This is a genomic window from Pseudomonas sp. PIC25 (assembly GCF_002286785.1).
Lineage (GTDB): Bacteria > Pseudomonadota > Gammaproteobacteria > Pseudomonadales > Pseudomonadaceae > Pseudomonas_M.
Map to the genome: position 1 here is coordinate 116208 of NZ_MUJY01000154.1, position 20193 is coordinate 136400.

Sequence of the window (20193 nt, forward strand, 5' to 3'; positions counted from 1 at the left end):
GCATGCGGGAGGCCCGCGAGGATAAAAGGAGGGTAGTCCATTGTCCTTATTTCCTTTCTGGGGTTAAGGAACCGCCTACCCACCGTTGTCACGCGGTATGGAGGCGGACCGTGCGAGGGTGACAATCCGGCCAGAAAGGACGCCGGCCAGGCCGAAGCCTGCCCCGCACGGCCCGCCATAAAGCGCGATAGTTTGGCACACGAAGTGCCAACTATTCAGCAATGACGGAGTGCGTCTTTCTGGAAGCGGGTTGTCACGCCCGGCCACGGGATTGACCGTGACGGGGCTGACTGTAGCGAGATGCGAACGGCGGGCGGGGTGCGACGGTTCGCGTTTTGGCGATTGATTGATAGTTTTTGCATCGAGCGAATAAACGCACTCATATCGAACATCAGCCGCAGGAGACTGAATGCCGTGGATACGACGGTACAACTGGACGAATTGTTGAATGCGTATGAATGGGTCAGCACCGGTGACGCAGCGGCGTTAGGCTGCGAGGCTTATATCAACAGAGCGACAGGGGAGATTCATTGGGTTGGCGAGGGCATTGACGAGGAAGCCCCAAATGATATCGACGATGAAAGCCGATATATCGCTGTGCCAGGAAAGAGAGAGTTCGACCTTGGCCGCCCTCTTGTTATGCGCTTTTGTCGAAGAGCACCTCCCGGACAGCATCGATGCCGTTTACGGGTTCTTCCGCAAGCGCGGTGCATACAGGCAATTCATAGCGTTGCTCGATCATGTCGGCCAGCTCGATGCCTGGCATGCGTATGAACAGCAGGCCACTGAAGACGCATTGCGCGATTGGTGCGAAGAAAACGGTCTCACCCTTGTTTCATAGCCGACCAGGCAGGTCGGCTGGCATTTTTGATGCCCTTGGGCGGGCCTGATGGAGCCCTGCCCCGCGTGAGAGGGCAGGGCGAGTCCGGTCAGAACCACTGATCGTTGCGCTTGCGCCGCACCCGCAACAAGGTCGGCAGGATCAGCCCGGCGAACAGTCCGGCACCGGCGATGCTGCCGCCGTAGACCATGTAGCGCATCAGCACTTGCTGGTTCTCGTCGCCGACCTGGGCTTGCAGTTCGCGCAATTCGGAGCGTGCCCGGCTCAGTTCGAGGTTGAGTGTCGAGCGGGCGGTCTGTAGCTCGTCGATCAGTTTCTTGCGTGAGTCCAGCGTCTCCTGCATGCCTTTCACGCGGGTTTTCCAGGTGTCGTCGATGCCGGCCAGTTCCGCTGTCAGCTCGGCGACTTTCTGCTCCAGCTGCGGCAGGCGTTCGGCCTGACCGGGCACTTCCTGCAGGTCGCGGCTGGGTATCCACACGGCGTTGCCGTTCTCGTTACGCACCTGGCTGTAATCCCCCTGGGTGCTCAGCAGCTCGACCTTCTGCCCGGAGGTGAGGGTGCCGACGATGCGGTAGCCATCGGTCGGGCCGCTACGCACGTAGGTGTTCAGGCTGTCGCTCACCCAGCGCACGTTGCTGGCGGCTTCTTCGGCGTGTAGCGGGGCGGCGAGCAGCATGCCGCCCAGCAGGCAGGCACCGAGGGCACGGGGCATGGATGGGAAAATACGGGCGGGGAGATGGCGGGATAGGGACATGGCGAACTTCACATGGCGATAGAACGAAACCCGCGGAACGGGCGCGAAAACCAGCCTGGCGAATTGTTCTAGGAGCCGGGTGGGAGGCCGTGACGCAGGCATCTGGTGGCGAATGGCAAGCATCCCGCCCGGTGGGCTGGCAGCAGACAGACAGCCGGTGGCCGGGTGAAGTTCAGCCTGGCGGTCAGAAGCGGATAGGCGGCGCGCGACCCGGAGTGAGCCGGGCGCAGTGAAGCCAGGATGGAAAACGCTTCGCGATTCTCCACCCTTCCGTCGGTAACTGAACCGCTGTCAGGGCAATGCCGCTTCGCGCTGACGGATTGCCGTGAAGAGGTCCTGTCCCATGGCAAATGCACGGTCCAAGTGAAGGCGCGGGTCCTGGGTTTCCGAGTCGAGCAAGAGTTCGGAACTCATCACGTGGGCGCCGCAGTAGTCGAAGATGCCGTGGTCGATCTGGGTTTTCATCGCATGGAAATAGCCATGCCGTTCATAGGTGCCCGCGTCGGCACCGCCCACGCCGATGAGGTGGACGTGCAGGTGGCGGAGCTTTTTCTCCAGCTTGGCGTCGAGGCTGAAGTCGAAGGCCCAGCCGTTGGAGAACACGCGGTCGATCCAGCCCTTGAGCAGCCCCGGCATCGACCACCAGTAGACGGGATAGACCAGTACCAAGGCATCGGCGCGGTCGATGCGGGCCTGTTCGGCGGCCACGTCGGCGGGGGGCGGTGCTTGGCGGCGGTGCACGGCGTGGTCGGCCAGGGTGAAGCGTGGGTCGAAGCCTTCCGCCGCGAGGTCGGCGATTTCGGTACTGTTGCCGGAGAGGGCGATGCCTTCGGCAAGCCGTTTCGCGAGGCTGTGGGTCAGCGATTGGGGATCGTGATGCGCGACGACGATGAGGGCGTGCATGGCGGGCTCCTGCGGTTTACGAAAGCAAGACGAGGGTTATACTGAGGTCGTAAGTTACGGGTGGTAACTTACTATTGGTAAGTTACTTTTGGTAGGTTAAAAGTGTCAAGCAGTGAGATCGAAGAGCAGGAGTCCTTTTCGCAGCCGCGCCGTCGCCTTTCCCGGGAGGAGCGGCAGCGGCAGTTGCTGGATGTCGCATGGCAGTTGATCCGGGAAGAGGGCACGGAGGCGCTGACCCTGGGCCGGCTTGCCGAGCAGGCCGGCGTGACCAAACCGGTGGTCTACGATCACTTCGGCACGCGGGCCGGACTGTTGGCAGTGCTTTACCAGGCGTTCGATGCCCGCCAGACAGCGCAGATGGACGCCGCGCTGGAGGCTAGCGAACCGACCCTGGCGGCCAGGGCGGAGGTGATTGCTTCCTCTTATGTGGATTGCGTGCTGCTTCAGGGGCGGGAGATTCCCGGCGTGATCGCGGCGCTCGCCAGCTCGCCGGAGCTGGAGCGGATCAAGCGCGAGTACGAAGTGGTGTTCCTCGATAAATGCCGCAAGGCCCTGGCCCCCTTCGCTGCTCTGGGGGATGTGGGCTTGGCGGGATTGCGGGCGATGCTGGGGGCCGCCGAGGCGTTGTCCCATGCCGCCGCGGTCGGTGAGATCACACCCGGGCAGGCGAAGGACGAGCTGTACGAGATCATCGTTGCGATGGTCGAGAGAAGTGGGCGCGAACGCCGCTGAACAGGGGCGCCTTCAGAACAATCCCATCTGTCCATCGACCAGCCGTTCGAAGTCATCCCCCACGAACGGCAGGATGGCGTCCGCCACGGGTTGCAGTTGACGGCTCACGTAGTGGTCGTAGTCGATGGGCGCGCGGCGGGTTTCCAGGGGTTCCGGGCCGGCGACAGTGATCAGGTAGCTGATCCAGCCGCCGCTCTGGTACTGCCGGGGGCGGCCGAGGCGGTCGTTGTGTTCGTCGGCGAGGCGGGCGGCACGGACGTGCGGCGGAACGTTGCGCTGGTAGTCGTCGAGGCGGCGGCGCAGGCGCTTGCGGTAGACGAGCAGGTCGTCCAGATCGCCGGCCAGGGTGTGGCGCACATAGTCGCGCACATAGTCCTGGTAGGGCTGGCCATTGAAGATGCGCAGGTAGAGTTCCTGCTGGAAGCGCTGGGCCAGCGGCGACCAGTCGGTGCGCACGGTTTCCAGGCCCTTGAACACGATCTCCTCGCCGCCGTCCGGTCGCTGAACGAGGCCGGCGTAGCGCTTCTTGCTGCCTTCCTCGGCGCCGCGCACGGTGGGCATGAGGAAGCGGCGGTAATGGGTTTCGAATTGCAGTTCGAGGGCGCTTTCCAGGCCGAATTCCCGTTGCAGGTGCTCGCGCCACCACTGGTTGACGTGCTGCACCAGGGCGCGGCCGATGCGGGCGGCATCTGCCTCGGCGTGGGCGCTGCGCAGCCAGACGAAGGTGGAGTCGGTGTCGCCATAGATCACGCTGTAGCCCTGGGCTTCGATCAGCTCGCGGGTGCGGCGCATGATCTCGTGGCCGCGCAGGGTGATGGACGAGGCGAGGCGCGGATCGAAGAAGCGGCAACCGCTGGAGCCGAGCACGCCGTAGAAGGCGTTCATGATGATTTTCAGCGCCTGGGACAGCGGCTTGTTGTGCTCGCGCTTGGCCGCCTCGCGGCCCTCCCAGACGCGGGCGACGATGGCTGGCAGGCAGTGCCGCGTGCGGGAGAAGCGCGCGCCGCGAAAGCCCGGCACCGAGGCGCTGTCGTCGGGGTTGCGCAAGCCTTCCACCAGGCCCACCGGGTCGATGAGGAAGGTGCGGATGATCGAGGGGTAGAGGCTCTTGTAGTCGAGCACCAGCACCGAGTCGTAGAGGCCGGGGCGGGAGTCCATCACGAAGCCGCCGGGGCTGGCTTCCGGCATGCGTTCGCCGAGGTTCGGCGCGACGAAGCCCTGGCGGTGCATGAGCGGCATGTACAGGTGGCAGAAGGCGGCCACCGAGCCGCCGCTGCGGTCGGCGGGCAAGCCGGTGACGGTGGCGCGTTCCAGCAAAAAGCGCAGTAGCTCGGTGTGCTCGAAGATGCGCGTGACCAGCTCGCAGTCCTTGAGGTTGTAGCGCGCCAGGGCAGGTTTGTCCTCGGCGAACATGCGGTCGATCTCGTCCATGCGCTGGTAGGGGTTGTCGATGGACTTGCCTTCGCCGAGCAGGGTCTGGGCGACATTTTCCAGGCTGAACGAGGGGAAGCTCCAAGTGGCCGATCGCAGGGCTTCGATGCCGTCGATGATCAGCCGGCCGGCGGCATCGGCGAAGAAGTGGTTGCTGCGGGTGCCGTGCTCGCGCCAGCCCATCTCGTCGCCGCCGCGACCGAGGCGCAGGGGCACCTGCAGCCGCTTGGCGTGCTCGTGCAGCACGCGCAGGTCGAACTGCACCAGGTTCCAGCCGATGAGCGCATCCGGGTCGTGGCGGGCCAGCCAGTCATTGAGCCGTTCCAGCAGCTCGGCGCGGCTGTCGCAGTATTCCAGGTCGAAGTCGCGGGGCGTGTCGGTGCCGTTGGGCGGGCCGAGCATGTAGACCTGGCGCTGGCCGCAGCCTTCCAGGGCGATGGAGTAAAGGTCGCCACGCATGTTGGTCTCGATGTCGAGGGAGACCAGTTTAAGTCTGGGGCGGTAGTCCGGGGCAGGCTTGAGCTGGGCGTCGAGCAGAGCGCCGTTGCCATCTGGTGTGCCATCGAACCACACCGGCGCGGTGATGAAGCGCTCCATCAGATAGCGCTCCGGCGGGCGGATATCGGCTTCGTAGACATCCACGCCGGCCTGGCGAAGCTGCTTGTCCAGCTTCATCAGTTGCCGGTGCTGGCGGCAGTAGAGGCCGAGCACCGGGCGGTGGCGGAAGTCGCTGAGGGCGAGCGGACGCAGCTCGACATCGCGCTCGCTGCGCAACAATGCCTCGGCGCGCTCGCGCTGGGCAGCCGGGATGAAGGCCACCGAAGGCTGGTGGGGCAGGCGTACGTAACGCGGGCCGTCGTCGGTCGCCAACCAGAAAGCGACCTCGGTACCGGCGGGTGTATCGCGCCAGTGCCGTGTCAGGACGAACCCTTGCCGTAACTCCACCGTATGACCTCGTGAACTGATTCACGGTGATTCTACCGGCTTCGGGTGGGTTGGCTGGCGTCTTGTTGGGGAACGCGGGTGGATGAATCCGCCCCGGCGAAAAGCTGGCGATTCGCCGGTTGGTCCGTTCCCGTGCTAGAACGGAGTCGCGAAGGACTTATGGGAGAGCTGCGATGGAGCAAGACAAGGACGCGGTGCTGGGGCGAATCCTGGCGTTCTTCGCGTCGATCGGATTGCCATGCGAGCCGGCGGCGTTGGCTGAGCCGACCTTCCTGCCGGGTATCAGGGTGGAGTGCGGGGGATTGTTGTTCGATGCCGAGCGCCTGGCATTCCCCGGCGACCTGCTCCACGAGGCAGGGCACCTGGCGGTGGTGCCGGCCGAGGAGCGGCGGACGCTGAGCGGCAATATCGACCGTGGCGGCGCGGAGGAGATGGCGGCCATCGCCTGGTCCTGGGCCGCGCTGGTGCATCTGCGATTGGCGCCGGAGGTGGTGTTTCATCCCGACGGGTATCGCGGCGAGGCGGCGGCGATCATCGAGAATTTCAGCGCCGGGCGCTTCGTCGGGGTGCCCTGGCTGCAATGGCGGGGGATGAGCCTGGAGCCGGAGCAGGCGGCGCGCCAGGGCGGAGAGCCGTTTCCGGCGATGCGGCGGTGGTTGTGCGATTAACGGGGTGAGCGTGTGAACGCCGCCCAACATACAAGCCCGGATAAACGCAGTGCAATCCGGGAGCATGTTTCCCGGATTGCGCCAAGGCTTATCCGGACTACGGTCCCGATGTGGGGGCGAATTCATTCGCCTGATGCCGTTTCGTGCCACCGTGTCTTTCCACGGCCATCCTACTTGTCGACGATTCGGGGCATTCTTTGGCAGCGGCGCCAAGGTAGCGCTGCGTTGCGTGCCGCGCTGGGGTTCAATCCTGGCTGGTCTTTTGCTGGATAACCAAACCGTCACCCCGGCGACGCAGAATCCACCCGAACGCAAGGAATCCCGCATCGTGAAACTGAACTGGGCCGAATCGCTCCGCGAGGCCGTGCATGGGCTGGCCGAATCCCTGGGCAATCTGCTGGTGGAGAGTTTCCACTACCTGGCGCTGTTCGCCATCGGCGGGATCACCGCCTGGGCGGCGGTGCAGGCGGTCTGCGGGATGCTGGAGAAAGGCCACATCACGGTGGACGACATCCTCCTGCTGTTCATCTACCTCGAGCTGGGCGCCATGGTGGGGATCTATTTCAAGACCAACCACATGCCGGTGCGCTTCCTCATTTACGTCGCCATCACGGCGCTGACCCGGCTGCTGATTTCCGACGTGTCGCACCACAATCGCCCAGGAATGGAGGTGGTGTACGTGTCCGGCGCGATCCTGCTGCTGGCGCTGGCGATCCTGGTGGTGCGTTTTGCCTCGTCGCGCTTCCCGGCGGTGCAAAGCGATACGCGCCGGGGACGTGACGGCGATGCGCAAACGCTGGACTGATCGTCATGAGCGCCGTGCTGCCGGAGGGGCGGTGCGACCCCGAGGCGGCGGAGTCTTTACAGGCTCCGCCGTTTCTTTCCGGATCAGGACGGAATGGCCCTGGATTGCAGGAAGGAGGCGCCCAGGCCCAGTGGCTGTGGGCGTTCGGCGACCGGCAGGGCATCCGTTCGATCAGGTCCCAGGAAATGATCCCGGCGCCACAGGCGCGCCTGTTCGGCGGTCTGCGCCAGGTAGCGCGATAGCTCCTGCGGTGTCAGCCGGTCCAGGCGCAGGCGAGCCAGCAGCCAGACCTTGCCGTCTTCCGGCGAGAGGCTGAACAGGCTCTCGCTACCCCGGTTGAAGAACAGCAGCATGTTGGCTTCCAGCAGGGCGGCGATGGCGTCGGTGCGCTGGCGTTCCGGCAGGTCGCCATATTCGCAGCAGACCAGCAGAGTGTCTGGTGACTCCGCTTCGTCGTGATCGAAGCGGAAGGCCGTGCCGTTGATGAGCGTGCGCTCGCCGGCGAGCAGCCGGTCCGCGTCGCAGTTGCAGTGCCGGGCCAGTTGGGTGAGCAGGCGGACGTAGGGCGTCTCGTTCATCACGCTGCTCCTCCCGCGGCCTGGGCCGAACCCCTTTCATAGAGCGCGCGGGCCATGGTTGCCTGCATCTCGGTTTCCACCAGGATGCCGCGCAGGTGACGGTAGTCCTCGCCGGCTTCGTGCAGCATGTACTTGGCGAAGGCGCGGGTGTTGGCCGCCAGGTCGGTGCTCGCCTCGTTCCGTTCGCTGTCATAGAGCTTGCCGGTTTGCAGTGCCAGATAACGTTCGCGGCAGAGGGCCAGGCGGTCTTGCGGCGAAACGTCGGAAGAGCTGCCTTCGCCGTTCTGCAATTGTTCGAGATCATGCAGCACCTGGCGGGTCTGCGCGTGCATCAGGGCGATGCGCTCCTGGCTCTGGTCGAGTTGTCCGAGGAAGTCGGCCAGGGCGTGGGCCTGGTCGGTGAGGGGCGAGGGCGCCGCCGGACTCCTTCCGTCGCCCTTCGCCAGTTTGTCGATGTAGCCCTGGCGATTTTCTTCGGCAAAGAGTTCGGCGAGGGTCTTGTGGCCGGGCTCTTCGACCGGGCCGTCTGTCCGCTGGCGAATGCCGGCGTGGACCTCCAGCTTCGCTTCCAGATAGGTCTGCAGCCGTTCCAGGTCCGCCTGCATGAAGGCGATCTGTCGGGTCTGGTGCTGCGGCGCGCTGAGCCATTCCTGGATCTTGCGCGAGCTGAGCTTGTCGACGTTGGCCATGCGAGTGTCTTTCGCCTGGCGAAGCGCTCGCTTCAGGTCGCCGTGCCCCACCGCCTGGAAGAAGGCGCCGGCACCCAGGGCGTTGGCCTTGAAGCGCTGGCTCATGGACGCGTGGCGGTTGCTGTGGGGCGGAGCTTCCGCCGATTGCCCGCGCAGGCGCGCCTTGAGACGGTCCTTCGGCGAGACGAAGCCCGCATCGGTGGAATGCAGTTGCTTGCCGAACACCCGGTTGGTGTCATTGGCGATCTCCACCAGCAGGTCCTGGCGTTCATGGTCGCGCTGTTCGATCAGACCGAAGAACGCCGAGCGCAGCTTCATGCCCTGTTCCGGGCCAGCCAGCAGGTCGGCGGAGGCCAGCAGGTGGCGATCCAGCACGGGCATGTCGGTGGTCAGGTATTCGTCGTAGCGGTGCTGCTTGCCGTGGCCGGTGAGGAACTGATGGGAGGTCAGTGCCATGCCGACTCCGCCGACGGCCCCCGCCGCCACCGTGGCCGCCGCGGTGACCGGGTTGCTCAGCAGGCCGACCCCGGCCAGCGAGGCGCCGACCAGCGCGGCCTTGCCCAGGGCGCCAGCGCCATACAGCGAGCTGGCGCCGAGGAACAGTTTGTTGGAGCGCTCGAACTCTTTGAAGAAGCGCTCGCGCTGGGTGATTTTGGTCTGCAGGAACTGCTGGTACTTGCGCACCGATGCGGCGTCGCCGAGCCCCGGTTTTTCCGCCATCGCCTTGAGGTGCTCGCGGGTGGGCTGGCTGCGTGCCAACAGGGCCTTGTGCTTCTTGTGCGACTTGATGGTGAAGGCCGCGCCGAGGCTGATGGCACCCACTGCCGCGGCAGGGGCGAGGGCCAGGGTGGCGGCGGTGCCCAGAACCGTCGCCGCCGTGGCGGCCGGTGCGCTGCCGGCGACGAAGGCGGAAACCTTGCCGACGCCACCGGCCGCGCTGGCCAGGCCGACCTGGCCGCCGAGCTTGGTGGCGGTGCTCGCCACGATGGCACCACCGGACAGCGCCGAGGAGAAGCCGATGGCCTTGGCCAGTGTGTTCTGCGTCTGCGCCTGGCGCAGGTCGTGGGCTTCCTGGCGACCGAGGGCGATCTCGCCTTCGACCAGCGGTTGCAGGCCCTGCAGTTCCGGATGTTGGCGCACGGCCTGGAGGCCGAGGGCGAGCTTGTCCAGGTTCTCCTGCTTGTCGTGCTGCTTGCCTTTCAGTTCCGCTGCCTTCTCCTTGGCCTCGCCGATCTCGTGGATACCGGCGAACAGCGCCTTGAGCGCCAGCGGCGTGACCAGCACGGTGAGGGCGCTGGCGATGCCGATGTCCACCAGGTTCTCTGGCTGCACCTCATGGCGCATGAAGCTGAATGGCTCGTCGCGGATTTCGTGGGCTTCTTCCTTGAACGCCTTGAGCACCTCCGAGGCACCCTTTTCCACGCCTTTCTTGCCGTAGGCTGCGGCGCTGTAGGCACCATGCACGGCTTCGTCCAGGTCCAGGACGATGGCGCCGTGCTCGCCGAAGTCGGCGTCCTCGGGGTTCAGGTTCAGGTGTTCGCGCACCAGGCTTTGCAGGCGTTCGAGCACCTTGGCGCGCTGGTGGCCGGGAATCACGTCGTGGGCCTCGCGGATTTCGTCCGAATCCGACTCTTCGGCACGGATGTCCAGTCGCCCGATGCCAGGGGGCGTGCCGAACAGGGCCTCCCGCGAGCGGCTGTTGTGCGTCCAGTGGTTCACCAGCGTACGCATGGCTTCGCCGGGGCTTTGCGCGCCTTCCGTATGGCGATTGTGGTGGCTTTCGTCGATGTGCGTATGCAACTGCGCGGTGAGCGCAGAGGAAGACAGTGTGGTGTGCATGAATATCCATCCATCGTGGGTGCGTGGAACGACAAATCACGGATGACGGAGGGAGGGATTATTGAGATTGGAATGGCAGAAGGTTCTGCCCCGCCCGTAGGACCATCGTGGGATGGGTGGTCACGAGAGCGGGGCGGTTCCCTTGCTTTTCGACGAAAGGCGCGTCCTAGAGCGTTTCCTGGTGTTCCAGGTGGGAGAGAATGTTGACCAGATTGCCGAACGGGTCGCGCACGAAGAAGCGCCGCACGCCCCAGGGTTCGTCGGTCAGCGGGTAGGGGATATCGAGCCGGGCCTCCCGGGCGCGCCGGTGGATGTCATCTACGTCATCCACTTCGATGGACAGCGCCGGCACCGGCGTGCCCGAACCGCCTTCGCAGGCGATGCTGACTTGCGCTGCCGCGCTGGCGGGGGATGCGAAGGTGATGAGCCAACCGTGGTCCATCACCCGGTCGAGGCCGAGCAGGTCCGCATAGAACCGCTGTGCCTGGTCGGGATCGGCGGCATAGAGATTGGCGACGATGCGGCGAACGGCCATCTTGGAGACTCCTTTCCGATGAGTCCGGCAAGGATAGCCAACGGTGGGCCGTGTGCCCGTCAGGCGCGGGTATTCACCGTCTGGCCGGCCTTGTCGCCGCCGCTCTTTTCCAGCGCTTCCATCAGCGAGGCATAGGCTTGCTGGAGCGCCGCACTGAGCGTGGCGACCTGTTGCTGCGCCGCCTGCAACGCGGCCTGGGCGGCATCGTCGTCCGGTGCCGCTTCCGCCCGGCGCTGGGCCTCTTCGAGCTGCTGGCGGGCTTCGCGCAACTGCTCCTTGAGGCGCTCGATGGTTTTCTTGATCTGCTCCACCGGGTCGATGCCACCCGATGTGCTCTCGCTCTCATTGGCGGCGGCCGGCCGCTCGGCGTTCAGCGCCTCGCGGGCACTGGCGCCGAAGGCGGCCTTGTCGTTCGCGATGCGTTCGGCGGTGCTGGTGCTGCCGGCGTCCTGGGCTCCGGCACCGTTGGCTGCGTTCGCCCGGTTGGCGAAAGTGACGTTGGCGCGGCTGGCCAGGTTGTCGCTGATGTGGGTCACGATGCGTCCTCGTCGTGGGGTGTCCTTTGCCGGGGTATCGGGCGGGAACGGGAAAACTTGAGCGGTAGCCGCCTGGATTTGTTCGGCCGCCTCGGCTTTACTGTCGGCGCGATCCGGTAAGCCAGGGAGGGAGCGATGGGGCACGACGTATATGCCAATGGACGGAGCATTTCCAGCAAGTCGGCGGACGGCAAGTCTCTGTGCGCCTTTCCCGATGTCTGCCTGACACCGCCAGCGCCGCCGGCCGGCCCGATTCCGGTGCCCTATCCGAACACTGGTATGGCCTCCGACACCACGCGGGGCACGCGCAACGTGAAGATCGCCGGCAAGGAAGTCATGCTCAAGAACCGCTCGTTCTTTCGCAGGAGCACTGGCGACGAGGCTGCCACCCGTTCCCAGGGCATGAACGTGATCACGCACCAGATCAAGGGCAAGGTCTATTTCGTGTCCTGGTCGATGAACGTGAAGTTCGAGGGCGAGAATGTGGTCCGCCATCTCGACTTGACCACCCACAATCATGCTTCCGACCCTCCCGGCACACCGCCCACCGGGCACATCGACAAGCAGACACCGCCGGTGGCGGAGAAGGAGACCTGCGATCCCCATGCCTGGGTGAGGGTATCCCAGGAGTCGCCTGCCGACACCAAGGCCAAGAATGACAACGCCCGTGGCGCCACCAAGCAGGAGGATGCGAAGCGGGGGTATGCCTTCGAGAACAAGGCGATCGACGCCAACATGGTGGAAATGAACATCCAGGCGACTTCTGCGGTGTTCAAGTGCAGCAAATGCGGGGCCGAGCAGGAGGTGGATATTGTCGGCGACCGCCAGTTGGGCGAGGCCAAGTCCAAGTCGGCCAAGCAGGTGAAGAAGAAGGGCTCGCAACAGGCTCGCAATTACCGCTCCATCCAGGCCCAGGTGTTCGGCGAGGGGACCCAGCCGCGCGCTAAGCTGGATGGTGAGCGTGGCGATCATGCCGAGACCCGTGCCGAATTCGAACGGCGGGGATTCCAGGTCGAGATCGTCAACTGACGATACGGCTGTCCGAACAGGTGCTCTCATGTCGCAGGACTACACATTCGTTTTCAGTTGCCGCGAGACGGCGTTCGTCCCGGCGCTCGAACGCCTCCGCGATACGCTCGCGCCGCAAGGATACGCGGTGGGGCCGGCCCTGACCCGGGTCGAGGTGCGCGGCGATGACTTCTTTCTGACCGAGTGCGAGGTGCCGAGCGGCGGGGCGAAGGGCTGGAAGACGGCCCTGCGCGGCTTCAGGGAAGAACCCGGGGTCAATCTGGATTTCACCTCCGAAGCCCTGTCCTTCGAGCTGACGGTGGCTCACTTTCCGTATCGGCACTGTGCGGTACTGATGAGCGTGCCAATGCACGACTGCCGCCGGCTGTACCGGGAGCAGGGAATCGAGAAGCTCCATTTCACCCTGGCGCAAGTGGCCCAGGCGTTCGGTGCCCGCGCGGCGGCTGGCGCCATCGAGTTCGACGGCGACTACAGCCTGCTGACCCCGGACATGCTGGAGGATCTGTTCCGCGCCGGGCGAACGGATGCCATGCGACTGGAAGAGCAGGGGGTCGATCTGATCGCCGGACACCAGTCGCTGCTGCCTGCCGGGGAGGTGCTGGATGCCGCGCAGCCGTTTCATCCGGCCGGTTACGCGCTGGGGTATTGGTTCCTGCAACTCGAATCGACGGTGCGCGTCTTCGGACTTTGATTTCCCAGTAGTCCGCATCTATGCCTTAATGGCTGCTTGTCCGAGCCTTGCCATGGAGGTCGTCATGCTCAGCACAGAGTTCCTGATCACATCCCTGATCGTCGTCCTGATTCCCGGTACGGGCGTGGTGTTCACGCTGTCCGCCGGGTTGTTCCTCGGTTGGCGGGCCAGTCTGTTTGCCGCCTTGGGTTGCACCGTTGGGATCGTTCCGCATCTGCTGGCGAGCATCGTCGGCCTGGCGGCGGTTCTGCACATGAGCGCCGTGGCGTTTACCGCGTTGAAATTCGCTGGCGTGGCCTACCTGCTGTACCTGGCCTGGGCGATGTGGAACGACAAGGGCTCGATCAGCTTTTCCCGGCCGGGCGAGACCCGCGCCTGGAACATCGCGGTCAAGGCGTTCCTGACGAATATCCTCAACCCCAAGCTGTCGATCTTCTTTCTCGCCTTCCTGCCCCAGTTCGTCACGCCCGGTGCCGATTCGCTGGCCCAGATGCTGGTGCTGAGCGGCGTGTTCATGGCCATGACCTTGGTGGTGTTCGTCGCCTATGGCGTGCTGGCCTTCAGCGTACGGCGCTGGTTCCTCGGCTCGCCGAGGCTGCTGGCCTGGATGCGCCGCAGCTTTGCCGCCGTGTTCGCCGGGTTGGGGGTGAACTTGGCGCTCTCCGGACGCTGAGCGCTTTTTTCTCCTCACTCCTCACCCGGTACCGCAATGCTTTCGATGGAGTTCCTGCTGGTCGCGTTGCCGGCCGTGTTTCTCACCGGGTTATCCAAGGGCGGCTTCGGTGGTGCCTTCGGCGGCATTGCCGTGCCGCTGCTGGCGCTGTCGATGGCGCCGACCCAGGCCGCCGCGGTGATGTTGCCGATTCTCTGCGTGGCCGACCTGGTCGGCCTGCGCGCCTACTACGGCAAGTGGGACCTGGCCAACCTGAAGATCATGCTGCCGGGGGCGCTGGTCGGCGTGACCATCGGCGCGCTGACCTTCCACCTGATGAACGAGCGCGTCATTGCCCTGCTCATCGGTGGCATCGCCATTGCCTTCGTGCTGGTCAACCTGCTGGTCCGTGCCGCGGCCACCCCGGCCCCGATACGCCCGAAGCGTGGGCTGGCCCTGTCCACCCTGGCCGGCTTCACCAGCTTCGTTTCCCACGCCGGCGGCCCGCCGATCATGATGCACCTGCTGCCGCAGCAGCTCGACAAGGTGCGCTATGTCGCCACGGTGAACTGCTTCTTCCTGCTAACCAACGCCGTGAAGCTGGTGCCCTACACGCTGCTCGGCCAGTTCAGCCGCGACAACCTGCTCACCAGCCTGGCCCTGGCGCCGCTGGTACCGCTGGGGGTGTGGACGGGCTTGTGGCTGCAGAGCCGGGTGAACCACCTGTGGTTCTACCGCATCGCCCGCCTCGGGCTGCTGGGAACGGGGATTCAGTTGATCGTGAAGAATCTTTGAGTGCGGTTGACGGGCAGACTTCCGTTCGTCGGGAACCCGTGCTTCGCCGTCACGCTTCGCCGGGTGCTTTCTAAGATTGAATCGAGGGCTGCCTGACCGCGTATTAGCCGGAGGCAAGGAACAGGATGTCTGCCCCCTCCTTGGAGTGCTCGCTATTGCAGCCATCGAGCTATCCCCCGATAGCCATCGATCAAGGAGGAATTCATTATGGCTGGCACCTGGGCCGCTTTGGCCAACGAGCCCCCCGCATCCATCGCAACGACCCTGCTCCTGACTGACGGCTCCGTGCTCGCCCAAGGCGTGAGTACGAACCAGTGGTACAGGCTGCGTCCCGATTCGAGCGGTAACTATGTGAACGGCACCTGGACCACGCTGGCCGCCAGCGTCCATGCGCCTCTGTACTATGCCTCCGGCATCCTGCGTGACGGCCGCGCCATTGTGGCCGGCGGCGAATACGACGCGGGCGCCCTGGTATGGCTGCTCAATGTCGAAGCCTACGACCCGGTGGCCAACACCTGGACGACGTTGCCCAATCCGGCGGGCTGGACACGCATCGGCGATGCGCCTGGCTGTGTCCTGCCGGACGGCCGCTTCTTCCTGGGGCAGGTGGGGACTCGTCGCACGGCGATCTATAACCCCGCCACCAACGCCTGGACGGCGGCGGCTGACAAGATCAACGCGGTCGGCGAGGAGAGCTGGTCTCTGCTCCCCGATGGCTCGATCCATGCGGTGGACTGCTCCAATCCACCCAATGCCGAGAAATACATTATTGCCGCCAATACCTGGGTGGCCGATGGCACGACACCTCAGACACTGGTCGACAGCATTTCCGAAATCGGTGCCTCGGTGCTGCTCCCGGACGGGCGATTGTTCGTCATCGGGGCAACCGGCTTCACTGCGCTCTATACGCCGCCGCCTATCGCCAATCAGGTGGGGACATGGGTGCAGGGGCCTTCGATTCCCCAGGTCAATCCGGGCCAGCCGCTGGGCGCCGTCGATGCCCCGGCGTGCCTGCTGCCCAACGGCAACGTGTTGTTCACCGTAGGGCCGATCACCGTTCCGGCGACCTTCCAGGCGCCGACGTTCTTCTTCGAATACGATCCCGATGCGAACACGATCAGCCCCGTTCCGGCGGCGGCGACCTCGTCGAGCGTCCCCTACTGGGGGCGCATGCTGATGTTGCCGACCGGCCAGGTGCTCTATACCGCCGGCAAAACTTCTGTGCAGGTGTATACGCCCAGCGGCAGCCCCGACAGCGTATGGCGACCGACTATCACGGATTGCCCCGGCGCGGTGCGGCGCGGGCGGACGTATCGCCTGCTGGGGCGCCAGATAAATGGCCTGAGCCAGTGCGTCTACTACGGGAACGACGCGACGCAGGCCACCAACTATCCCATCGTGCGGCTGGAGTCGGGCGGGAGCGTCTACTACTGCCGGACGTCGAACTTCTCGACCATGGGGTTGCAGACCGGCACCGTCATCCACGGTTGCGACTTCACCGTGCCCACCTCGGTGCCGGATGGTTCGTACTGCCTGCGGGTGATCGCCAACGGCATCCGCTCTGCCTGCCGGACGGTCAGTGTGACGAGCAAGTTCTTCAAGGAGTTGAAGTACGAGATCAAGGAGAAGCTGGAGATACTGGAGAACATCAAGGCGATTCAGGATGCCCGATCCAAGCGGATTCCCGACTTCATCGATCCGAAGCTTATCCGCGAAGACATCGACATCTTCGAGCGCATTCAGGACGAGTGGGCCAAATCCCTCGGCACCCTCGCGGCCCAGGTGGACCGGACCCATCTCCAGCTCAGCCGCGCGTTCATCGGGCCGGAAGAGCGTCCTCTGGTCGGACCGCCAGAACCCGTGGTCGAGAAACTGGACGTACCGAAGATCTCCGAGGAACGGGCGCGCCGTGAAAGCGAGAAGACCGCCTTCAACGATGGGCGCAAGGAGCTCGCGGTGTCCAAGGAGGCGGAGCGGATACACCGGCTGATCCATGCGATTTCCCGTTCCGGCGGCAAGGGTATCGAAGAGAACGGTACCGCAGGACGGAAACCGGGAAGCGATAGCGCCAAGCCCACACGGCGCAAGCCGAAAAAATCATGATCGTCGTCGTCGGTAGCCGGCACGACCCGGTGGCGATGGCGCTCATCGCCGCCTGGCCCGGGGCTGCGTTGTGTTCGGCGGAGGATCTGGTCAGCCCGGGCTGGGCATGGGCTGTTGGCGATGACGAAGCGCCGACCTGGGTGGTGGAAGGCCGGACAGTGGAGGATAGCGACGTCACGGGCGTGTTCCTGCGGCGCTCGGCGGTGTACCCCGACGAGTTGCTCGGAATTCATCCTGACGACCGAACCTACATGGCCTCCGAAGCACATGCCTTCCTCATCTTCGTACTGGCGTCCACACGGGCGAGGGTGGCCAGTCCAGTGGCCGATGGCGGGTTGGGTGACGATGCCTTGCGTCCGGAACATTGGATGCCCCTCGCTGCTGCCGCCGGGTTGCCATTGGCGCCTTTGCGCCTGCGCTCGAGCCATGTGAAGCGGCGTGCGCCGGACACTCGGATCGTCGAGGTTGTCGATGGGCAGGTCATCGGCGACATGACGCCACGCCGGCAGGCGCGCATTCGTCGTTTCGTGGCGGCCATGCGGCTCGATTGGGCCCAGCTCCTGTTCGACGGGCGCCAGCGGCTCGTGGCTCTCACCTCCATGCATTCACCCACGCCGGAGGCCGTCGCGGCGCTCGGCCGGATGCTGGTGGCTGGAGCACCGTCATGATCCTGGTCTGGGGAAACCTGTCCGACACGCCGGTCGAACGGATCGTCGATGCCCTGCTGGAGCGCGAGTTGGCGTTCTTTCATATCGACGATGCGGCCCTGCCGCTGATGACGCACGATGTTGTCTTCACCATGCCGCCGACGGGCTGGATCGAACTGCGCGGGCAGCGTCTGCCGCTGGATGAAATCCGGGCCGCCTTCATCCGCCCCGGCGAATTGCGCGAGGTGCGGGGGCTCGCAACCGCGTCGATGTTGTCCGCCATCACTGCCAGCCTCGACGCGTGGGTGGTCAATCGTCCTGCCGCCGGCCGCTGCAACTGGTCCAAGCCTTTCCAACTCCGGCTGATCGAGGCTGCCGGTCTGAACGTACCGGAAACATTGGTCACCACCGACCCCGCCAAGGCCCGGGCATTCCTCGCCCGGCATCGGTGTGTCGTCTACAAGTCGGTGAGCGGTGTGCGCAGCATCGTCACCACCCTCGACACTCACCAGGCTGCGCGTCTGGACGGCGTCTCGACCGGGCCGGTGCAATTGCAACGCTGGGTCGCCGGACGCGACGTGCGTGTGCATGTCGTGGGGGATCGATGGTTTGCCACCGCCATCGAGTCCGATGCGGACGATTACCGCTACGCCGCTCGATCAGGCGATTCGACGCACATGGCTGCGACGGACATACCGCAGGCCCTGGGCGAGCGGCTGGTGGGGCTGAGCCACTCGATGGGTCTGCTGTTGTCGGGTATCGACCTGCGCGTCGATCGGCACGGCGAGTGGTACTGCTTCGAAGTCAATCCATCGCCGGGTTTCAGCTATTTCGAAGACATGACCGGGCAACCGATCGCGGCGGCAATCGTGGAACTGCTGGAGGGTAGTCAGCGCCCCACGGTGCTGCCGAGGATGGGCCGCTTGCGATGAGGCGAAGACCGGACATGGCGGGATGAATGTCGAGTGACATATGGCCCCAGTGGCGCTCGGCATCATATCGGAGGGGCAATGTCAGGAGATGGAGATGAAAAAGTTCTCTCTGGAGGCAAAGGCTGAAGGTCCGGTCTTTTTTATGCACAAGAATGCTGCGAAAAAAAATCTGGATATTTCCAACCTGGAAATTGAGAAGTACTACAAGACACCGGAAGAGATCGCTCAATGGGAAAGGCGTATGTATGAAGAAGTGGGCCTCAGGATCGACGGCAACGCCCTGATCGCCAGCGGTGGGAGCTGCTGTGGTACCGGTGGAGGCATGTGCGATGCGGACTAGCGTTCGCCACGGCCGGAGAACCGGCCTTGACGCCTGAGGCTCGCATCAGCGTGTGCATCGTGTCGTTCTCGGGCGATGCACACGCGGAGATCATCGGAGCTCTTCTGGAGAAGAACTATCCGGTCGATCTGACGTTCATCTGCCCGGATCGATGCCAGGACGTGGTGTCCCTGACCTATGCCACCGAGTCGCCAGACGCAAGCGATGGCTATGACGTTACCTGGGTTCGTCGGAAGAACTTCCTCTACGTAAAACCGGAGGCGCGTGGTGATCTCGATTGGGCGATAAACACTGCCCAGGCCAACCAGGATGCGCTGGATGCCTTTATCGCGCGAAACAGCCGTGTCCTGGTCAATCCCCTGGATAAGGCCGCAGCGATAGAGAACAAGGCGACACAATTGAAGATTGCGGCTTTATCCGGGCTGAAAATACCGCCGACATTGATATCGTCGAACTATCGATCCGTTATCGAGTTCGAGCGGCAGCATGGTCCGCTGATCATCAAGTCCATGCGTTCGTTGGGTGGGGCGCCGACCGGCACATTTCTATTGGAGACCCGTCTGCTGTCCCAGGAAGGTTGTGCGCATGCTCCGCTGATTTACCAGCAGGAAGTAAAGGGGAATAAACATCTGCGAGTGGCTGTCTTCGGATCGGAGATTCTTCCGTTCGAATATGAAAGCGATCAGTTGGATAGCCGGTTCGATGCCCGAAATAAGGCCGTTCTGGTACGAGTCGACGAGCATATGAATTCGGCCCTGCTGCGATTCATGGAAATCGCCGGATTGCGTATGGGTATTTTCGATTTCAAGCGCTCCGATGGCGGCGACTGGTATTTCCTGGAGATCAATCAACAAGGCGCTTTCGCCTATCTGGACCCGCTTGCGGGGTACCCGATCTTGAAGCGTTTCGCCCAGTTTCTTATCGCTTCCTCCGGGATACAGGGCCTTGAGAAGTCCTTGGTTCTGGGCGAACAGGCTACCCGTTGAGGCACGGTTCACCTGCCTTCCGTCGGCGAACCGGCAACCGGCGAAAAGGGCGCCTATCGTTTCCCATCGGATGACGGTTCGATAAGGAGGTCCCATGTTCGCCAATGATCGTGAATTCCATCAGCCCACCAGCCGCCTCTGGGCCATGGGGGTGGATACCCGCGCCGAGAACGCCGTGACGGATACCCGCGGCAACGTGCTGCTGCATGCGCAGACGGGCGGGATGATTTCGCCGCAGCGCTACGAGCTGCCCCGCAACACCCAGCTGTATCGCTTCGCCAGCGGCAGCGCACCGATTCCCCGTGCGATCACCGGCGGTTGGTGGGTCGCCGAGCCGGAGTTCGAAAAACTCACCCGTTTCGCCCAGGTCCATGACCTGCACGTGGCCATGGCCGCGCGCTACCTGTGCTGCGTGCCGCCGGAGTGGAGCGACATGGGGCTGCTGATGCGGGTGAGGGTGGAAAAGCCGCTGCTGGCTTATCGCGGGCTGGGCAACAGCGTAGTGGTGCCGAAGTCCGATGGGCTCGGCCACGTGCGCATGGAGCCGAACAACGACATCGCCGCGCGTCGCCTGCACCAGTTGTTCATCCCCGGCCTGCAGGAGTATGCGGCGAAGACGCCGGAACAGGTGGTGCCGGGCGCCCTGGCGCTGGAGCGCTACTGGAAGCTGGAATCCGCCGATACCCAGCGGGGGTGGTTCTATCTCTAGGGGTATCCGCCAGAATTGGCTTCGTCGGGCAAATGAATTGACCCCTACCGCTG

The 20193-nt window shown here is 64.3% G+C and carries 21 protein-coding genes; 14 read left to right on the plus strand and 7 right to left on the minus strand.

Annotated features, from left to right (window positions below):
- Positions 1–577: 577 nt before the first annotated feature.
- Positions 578–841, plus strand: coding sequence for a hypothetical protein (locus tag BZL41_RS19635; protein ID WP_143518125.1), 264 nt, complete (start codon positions 578–580; stop codon positions 839–841).
- An 88-nt stretch (positions 842–929) separates the two neighbouring features.
- On the opposite strand, the gene BZL41_RS19640 is transcribed toward BZL41_RS19635, so the two are convergent.
- On the minus strand, positions 930–1595 hold the full coding sequence (locus BZL41_RS19640; protein WP_095600852.1) for a TIGR04211 family SH3 domain-containing protein: 666 nt from the start codon (positions 1593–1595) through the stop codon (positions 930–932).
- Between the two features lie 291 nt (positions 1596–1886).
- A complete protein-coding gene (locus tag BZL41_RS19645) occupies positions 1887–2498 on the minus strand; it encodes an NAD(P)H-dependent oxidoreductase (RefSeq protein ID WP_095600853.1) in 612 nt (203 codons plus the stop codon).
- Between the two features lie 117 nt (positions 2499–2615).
- Here BZL41_RS19645 and BZL41_RS19650 point away from each other — a divergent pair, with 117 nt between their 5' ends.
- Positions 2616–3230, plus strand: a complete 615-nt coding sequence (locus BZL41_RS19650; protein WP_168191041.1) for a TetR/AcrR family transcriptional regulator — start codon at positions 2616–2618, stop codon at positions 3228–3230.
- 12 nt (positions 3231–3242) lie between these two features.
- Here BZL41_RS19650 and BZL41_RS19655 read toward each other — a convergent pair whose 3' ends face one another.
- Positions 3243–5606 (minus strand): DNA polymerase II, encoded by a 2364-nt coding sequence (locus BZL41_RS19655; RefSeq protein WP_095600855.1) that lies wholly within the window; start codon positions 5604–5606, stop codon positions 3243–3245.
- A gap of 173 nt (positions 5607–5779) precedes the next feature.
- Between BZL41_RS19655 and BZL41_RS19660 the strand changes: the two genes are divergently transcribed.
- On the plus strand, positions 5780–6274 hold the full coding sequence (locus BZL41_RS19660; RefSeq protein ID WP_095600856.1) for a hypothetical protein: 495 nt from the start codon (positions 5780–5782) through the stop codon (positions 6272–6274).
- A 328-nt stretch (positions 6275–6602) separates the two neighbouring features.
- Complete coding sequence (locus BZL41_RS19665) at positions 6603–7079, plus strand: phosphate-starvation-inducible protein PsiE (RefSeq protein WP_095600901.1); 477 nt, start codon at positions 6603–6605, stop codon at positions 7077–7079.
- 83 nt (positions 7080–7162) lie between these two features.
- Here BZL41_RS19665 and BZL41_RS19670 read toward each other — a convergent pair whose 3' ends face one another.
- The 4 genes from BZL41_RS19670 to BZL41_RS19685 form a co-directional block, all read right to left on the minus strand.
- Positions 7163–7657, minus strand: coding sequence for a CesT family type III secretion system chaperone (locus BZL41_RS19670; RefSeq protein WP_095600857.1), 495 nt, complete (start codon positions 7655–7657; stop codon positions 7163–7165).
- A complete protein-coding gene (locus BZL41_RS19675) occupies positions 7657–10185 on the minus strand; it encodes a hypothetical protein (protein ID WP_095600858.1) in 2529 nt (842 codons plus the stop codon). The genes BZL41_RS19670 and BZL41_RS19675 overlap by 1 nt, the downstream gene beginning before the upstream one ends.
- A gap of 166 nt (positions 10186–10351) precedes the next feature.
- On the minus strand, positions 10352–10720 hold the full coding sequence (locus BZL41_RS19680; protein ID WP_095600859.1) for a VOC family protein: 369 nt from the start codon (positions 10718–10720) through the stop codon (positions 10352–10354).
- 59 nt (positions 10721–10779) lie between these two features.
- On the minus strand, positions 10780–11256 hold the full coding sequence (locus tag BZL41_RS19685; protein ID WP_095600860.1) for a hypothetical protein: 477 nt from the start codon (positions 11254–11256) through the stop codon (positions 10780–10782).
- 135 nt (positions 11257–11391) lie between these two features.
- Here BZL41_RS19685 and BZL41_RS29290 point away from each other — a divergent pair, with 135 nt between their 5' ends.
- The 10 genes from BZL41_RS29290 (at position 11392) to BZL41_RS19735 (ending at position 20140) form a co-directional block, all read left to right on the plus strand.
- Positions 11392–12285, plus strand: a complete 894-nt coding sequence (locus tag BZL41_RS29290; protein WP_095600861.1) for a DUF4150 domain-containing protein — start codon at positions 11392–11394, stop codon at positions 12283–12285.
- Between the two features lie 28 nt (positions 12286–12313).
- Complete coding sequence (locus BZL41_RS19695) at positions 12314–12976, plus strand: hypothetical protein (protein WP_095600862.1); 663 nt, start codon at positions 12314–12316, stop codon at positions 12974–12976.
- A gap of 64 nt (positions 12977–13040) precedes the next feature.
- Positions 13041–13649 carry a LysE family translocator gene (locus BZL41_RS19700; RefSeq protein ID WP_084336307.1) on the plus strand — a complete coding sequence of 203 codons (609 nt, stop codon included), beginning with the start codon at positions 13041–13043 and terminating at the stop codon, positions 13647–13649.
- 36 nt (positions 13650–13685) lie between these two features.
- Entirely contained in the window at positions 13686–14423 is a 738-nt protein-coding gene (locus BZL41_RS19705; RefSeq protein ID WP_095600863.1) for a sulfite exporter TauE/SafE family protein, read from the plus strand.
- Between the two features lie 207 nt (positions 14424–14630).
- Entirely contained in the window at positions 14631–16526 is a 1896-nt protein-coding gene (locus BZL41_RS19710; RefSeq protein ID WP_095600864.1) for a hypothetical protein, read from the plus strand.
- Positions 16523–17194 (plus strand): hypothetical protein, encoded by a 672-nt coding sequence (locus BZL41_RS19715; RefSeq protein WP_095600865.1) that lies wholly within the window; start codon positions 16523–16525, stop codon positions 17192–17194. Before BZL41_RS19710 ends, BZL41_RS19715 begins: the two co-directional genes overlap by 4 nt.
- A complete protein-coding gene (locus BZL41_RS19720; protein WP_095600866.1) occupies positions 17191–18105 on the plus strand; it encodes a RimK family alpha-L-glutamate ligase in 915 nt (304 codons plus the stop codon). The genes BZL41_RS19715 and BZL41_RS19720 overlap by 4 nt, the downstream gene beginning before the upstream one ends.
- A 94-nt stretch (positions 18106–18199) precedes the next feature.
- Complete coding sequence (locus tag BZL41_RS19725) at positions 18200–18445, plus strand: hypothetical protein (protein WP_143518126.1); 246 nt, start codon at positions 18200–18202, stop codon at positions 18443–18445.
- 26 nt (positions 18446–18471) lie between these two features.
- A complete protein-coding gene (locus BZL41_RS19730) occupies positions 18472–19431 on the plus strand; it encodes a hypothetical protein (RefSeq protein ID WP_095600868.1) in 960 nt (319 codons plus the stop codon).
- Positions 19432–19525: 94 nt separating this feature from the next.
- Positions 19526–20140: a hypothetical protein gene (locus BZL41_RS19735; RefSeq protein ID WP_095600869.1), complete on the plus strand. Its 615-nt coding sequence runs from the start codon at positions 19526–19528 to the stop codon at positions 20138–20140.
- Positions 20141–20193: the final 53 nt, after the last annotated feature.

Coding starts and splice junctions, on each gene's coding strand:
- BZL41_RS19720 (WP_095600866.1), top strand. CDS start 17,191: ATGATCCTGGTCTGGGGAAACCTGTCCGACACGCCGGTCGAACGGATC.
- BZL41_RS19735 (WP_095600869.1), top strand. CDS start 19,526: ATGTTCGCCAATGATCGTGAATTCCATCAGCCCACCAGCCGCCTCTGG.
- BZL41_RS29290 (WP_095600861.1), top strand. CDS start 11,392: ATGGGGCACGACGTATATGCCAATGGACGGAGCATTTCCAGCAAGTCG.
- BZL41_RS19670 (WP_095600857.1), bottom strand. CDS start 7,657: ATGAACGAGACGCCCTACGTCCGCCTGCTCACCCAACTGGCCCGGCAC.
- BZL41_RS19705 (WP_095600863.1), top strand. CDS start 13,686: ATGCTTTCGATGGAGTTCCTGCTGGTCGCGTTGCCGGCCGTGTTTCTC.
- BZL41_RS19635 (WP_143518125.1), top strand. CDS start 578: ATGAAAGCCGATATATCGCTGTGCCAGGAAAGAGAGAGTTCGACCTTG.
- BZL41_RS19675 (WP_095600858.1), bottom strand. CDS start 10,185: ATGCACACCACACTGTCTTCCTCTGCGCTCACCGCGCAGTTGCATACG.
- BZL41_RS19660 (WP_095600856.1), top strand. CDS start 5,780: ATGGAGCAAGACAAGGACGCGGTGCTGGGGCGAATCCTGGCGTTCTTC.
- BZL41_RS19680 (WP_095600859.1), bottom strand. CDS start 10,720: ATGGCCGTTCGCCGCATCGTCGCCAATCTCTATGCCGCCGATCCCGAC.
- BZL41_RS19725 (WP_143518126.1), top strand. CDS start 18,200: ATGAAAAAGTTCTCTCTGGAGGCAAAGGCTGAAGGTCCGGTCTTTTTT.
- BZL41_RS19695 (WP_095600862.1), top strand. CDS start 12,314: ATGTCGCAGGACTACACATTCGTTTTCAGTTGCCGCGAGACGGCGTTC.
- BZL41_RS19645 (WP_095600853.1), bottom strand. CDS start 2,498: ATGCACGCCCTCATCGTCGTCGCGCATCACGATCCCCAATCGCTGACC.
- BZL41_RS19700 (WP_084336307.1), top strand. CDS start 13,041: ATGCTCAGCACAGAGTTCCTGATCACATCCCTGATCGTCGTCCTGATT.
- BZL41_RS19715 (WP_095600865.1), top strand. CDS start 16,523: ATGATCGTCGTCGTCGGTAGCCGGCACGACCCGGTGGCGATGGCGCTC.
- BZL41_RS19640 (WP_095600852.1), bottom strand. CDS start 1,595: ATGTCCCTATCCCGCCATCTCCCCGCCCGTATTTTCCCATCCATGCCC.
- BZL41_RS19710 (WP_095600864.1), top strand. CDS start 14,631: ATGGCTGGCACCTGGGCCGCTTTGGCCAACGAGCCCCCCGCATCCATC.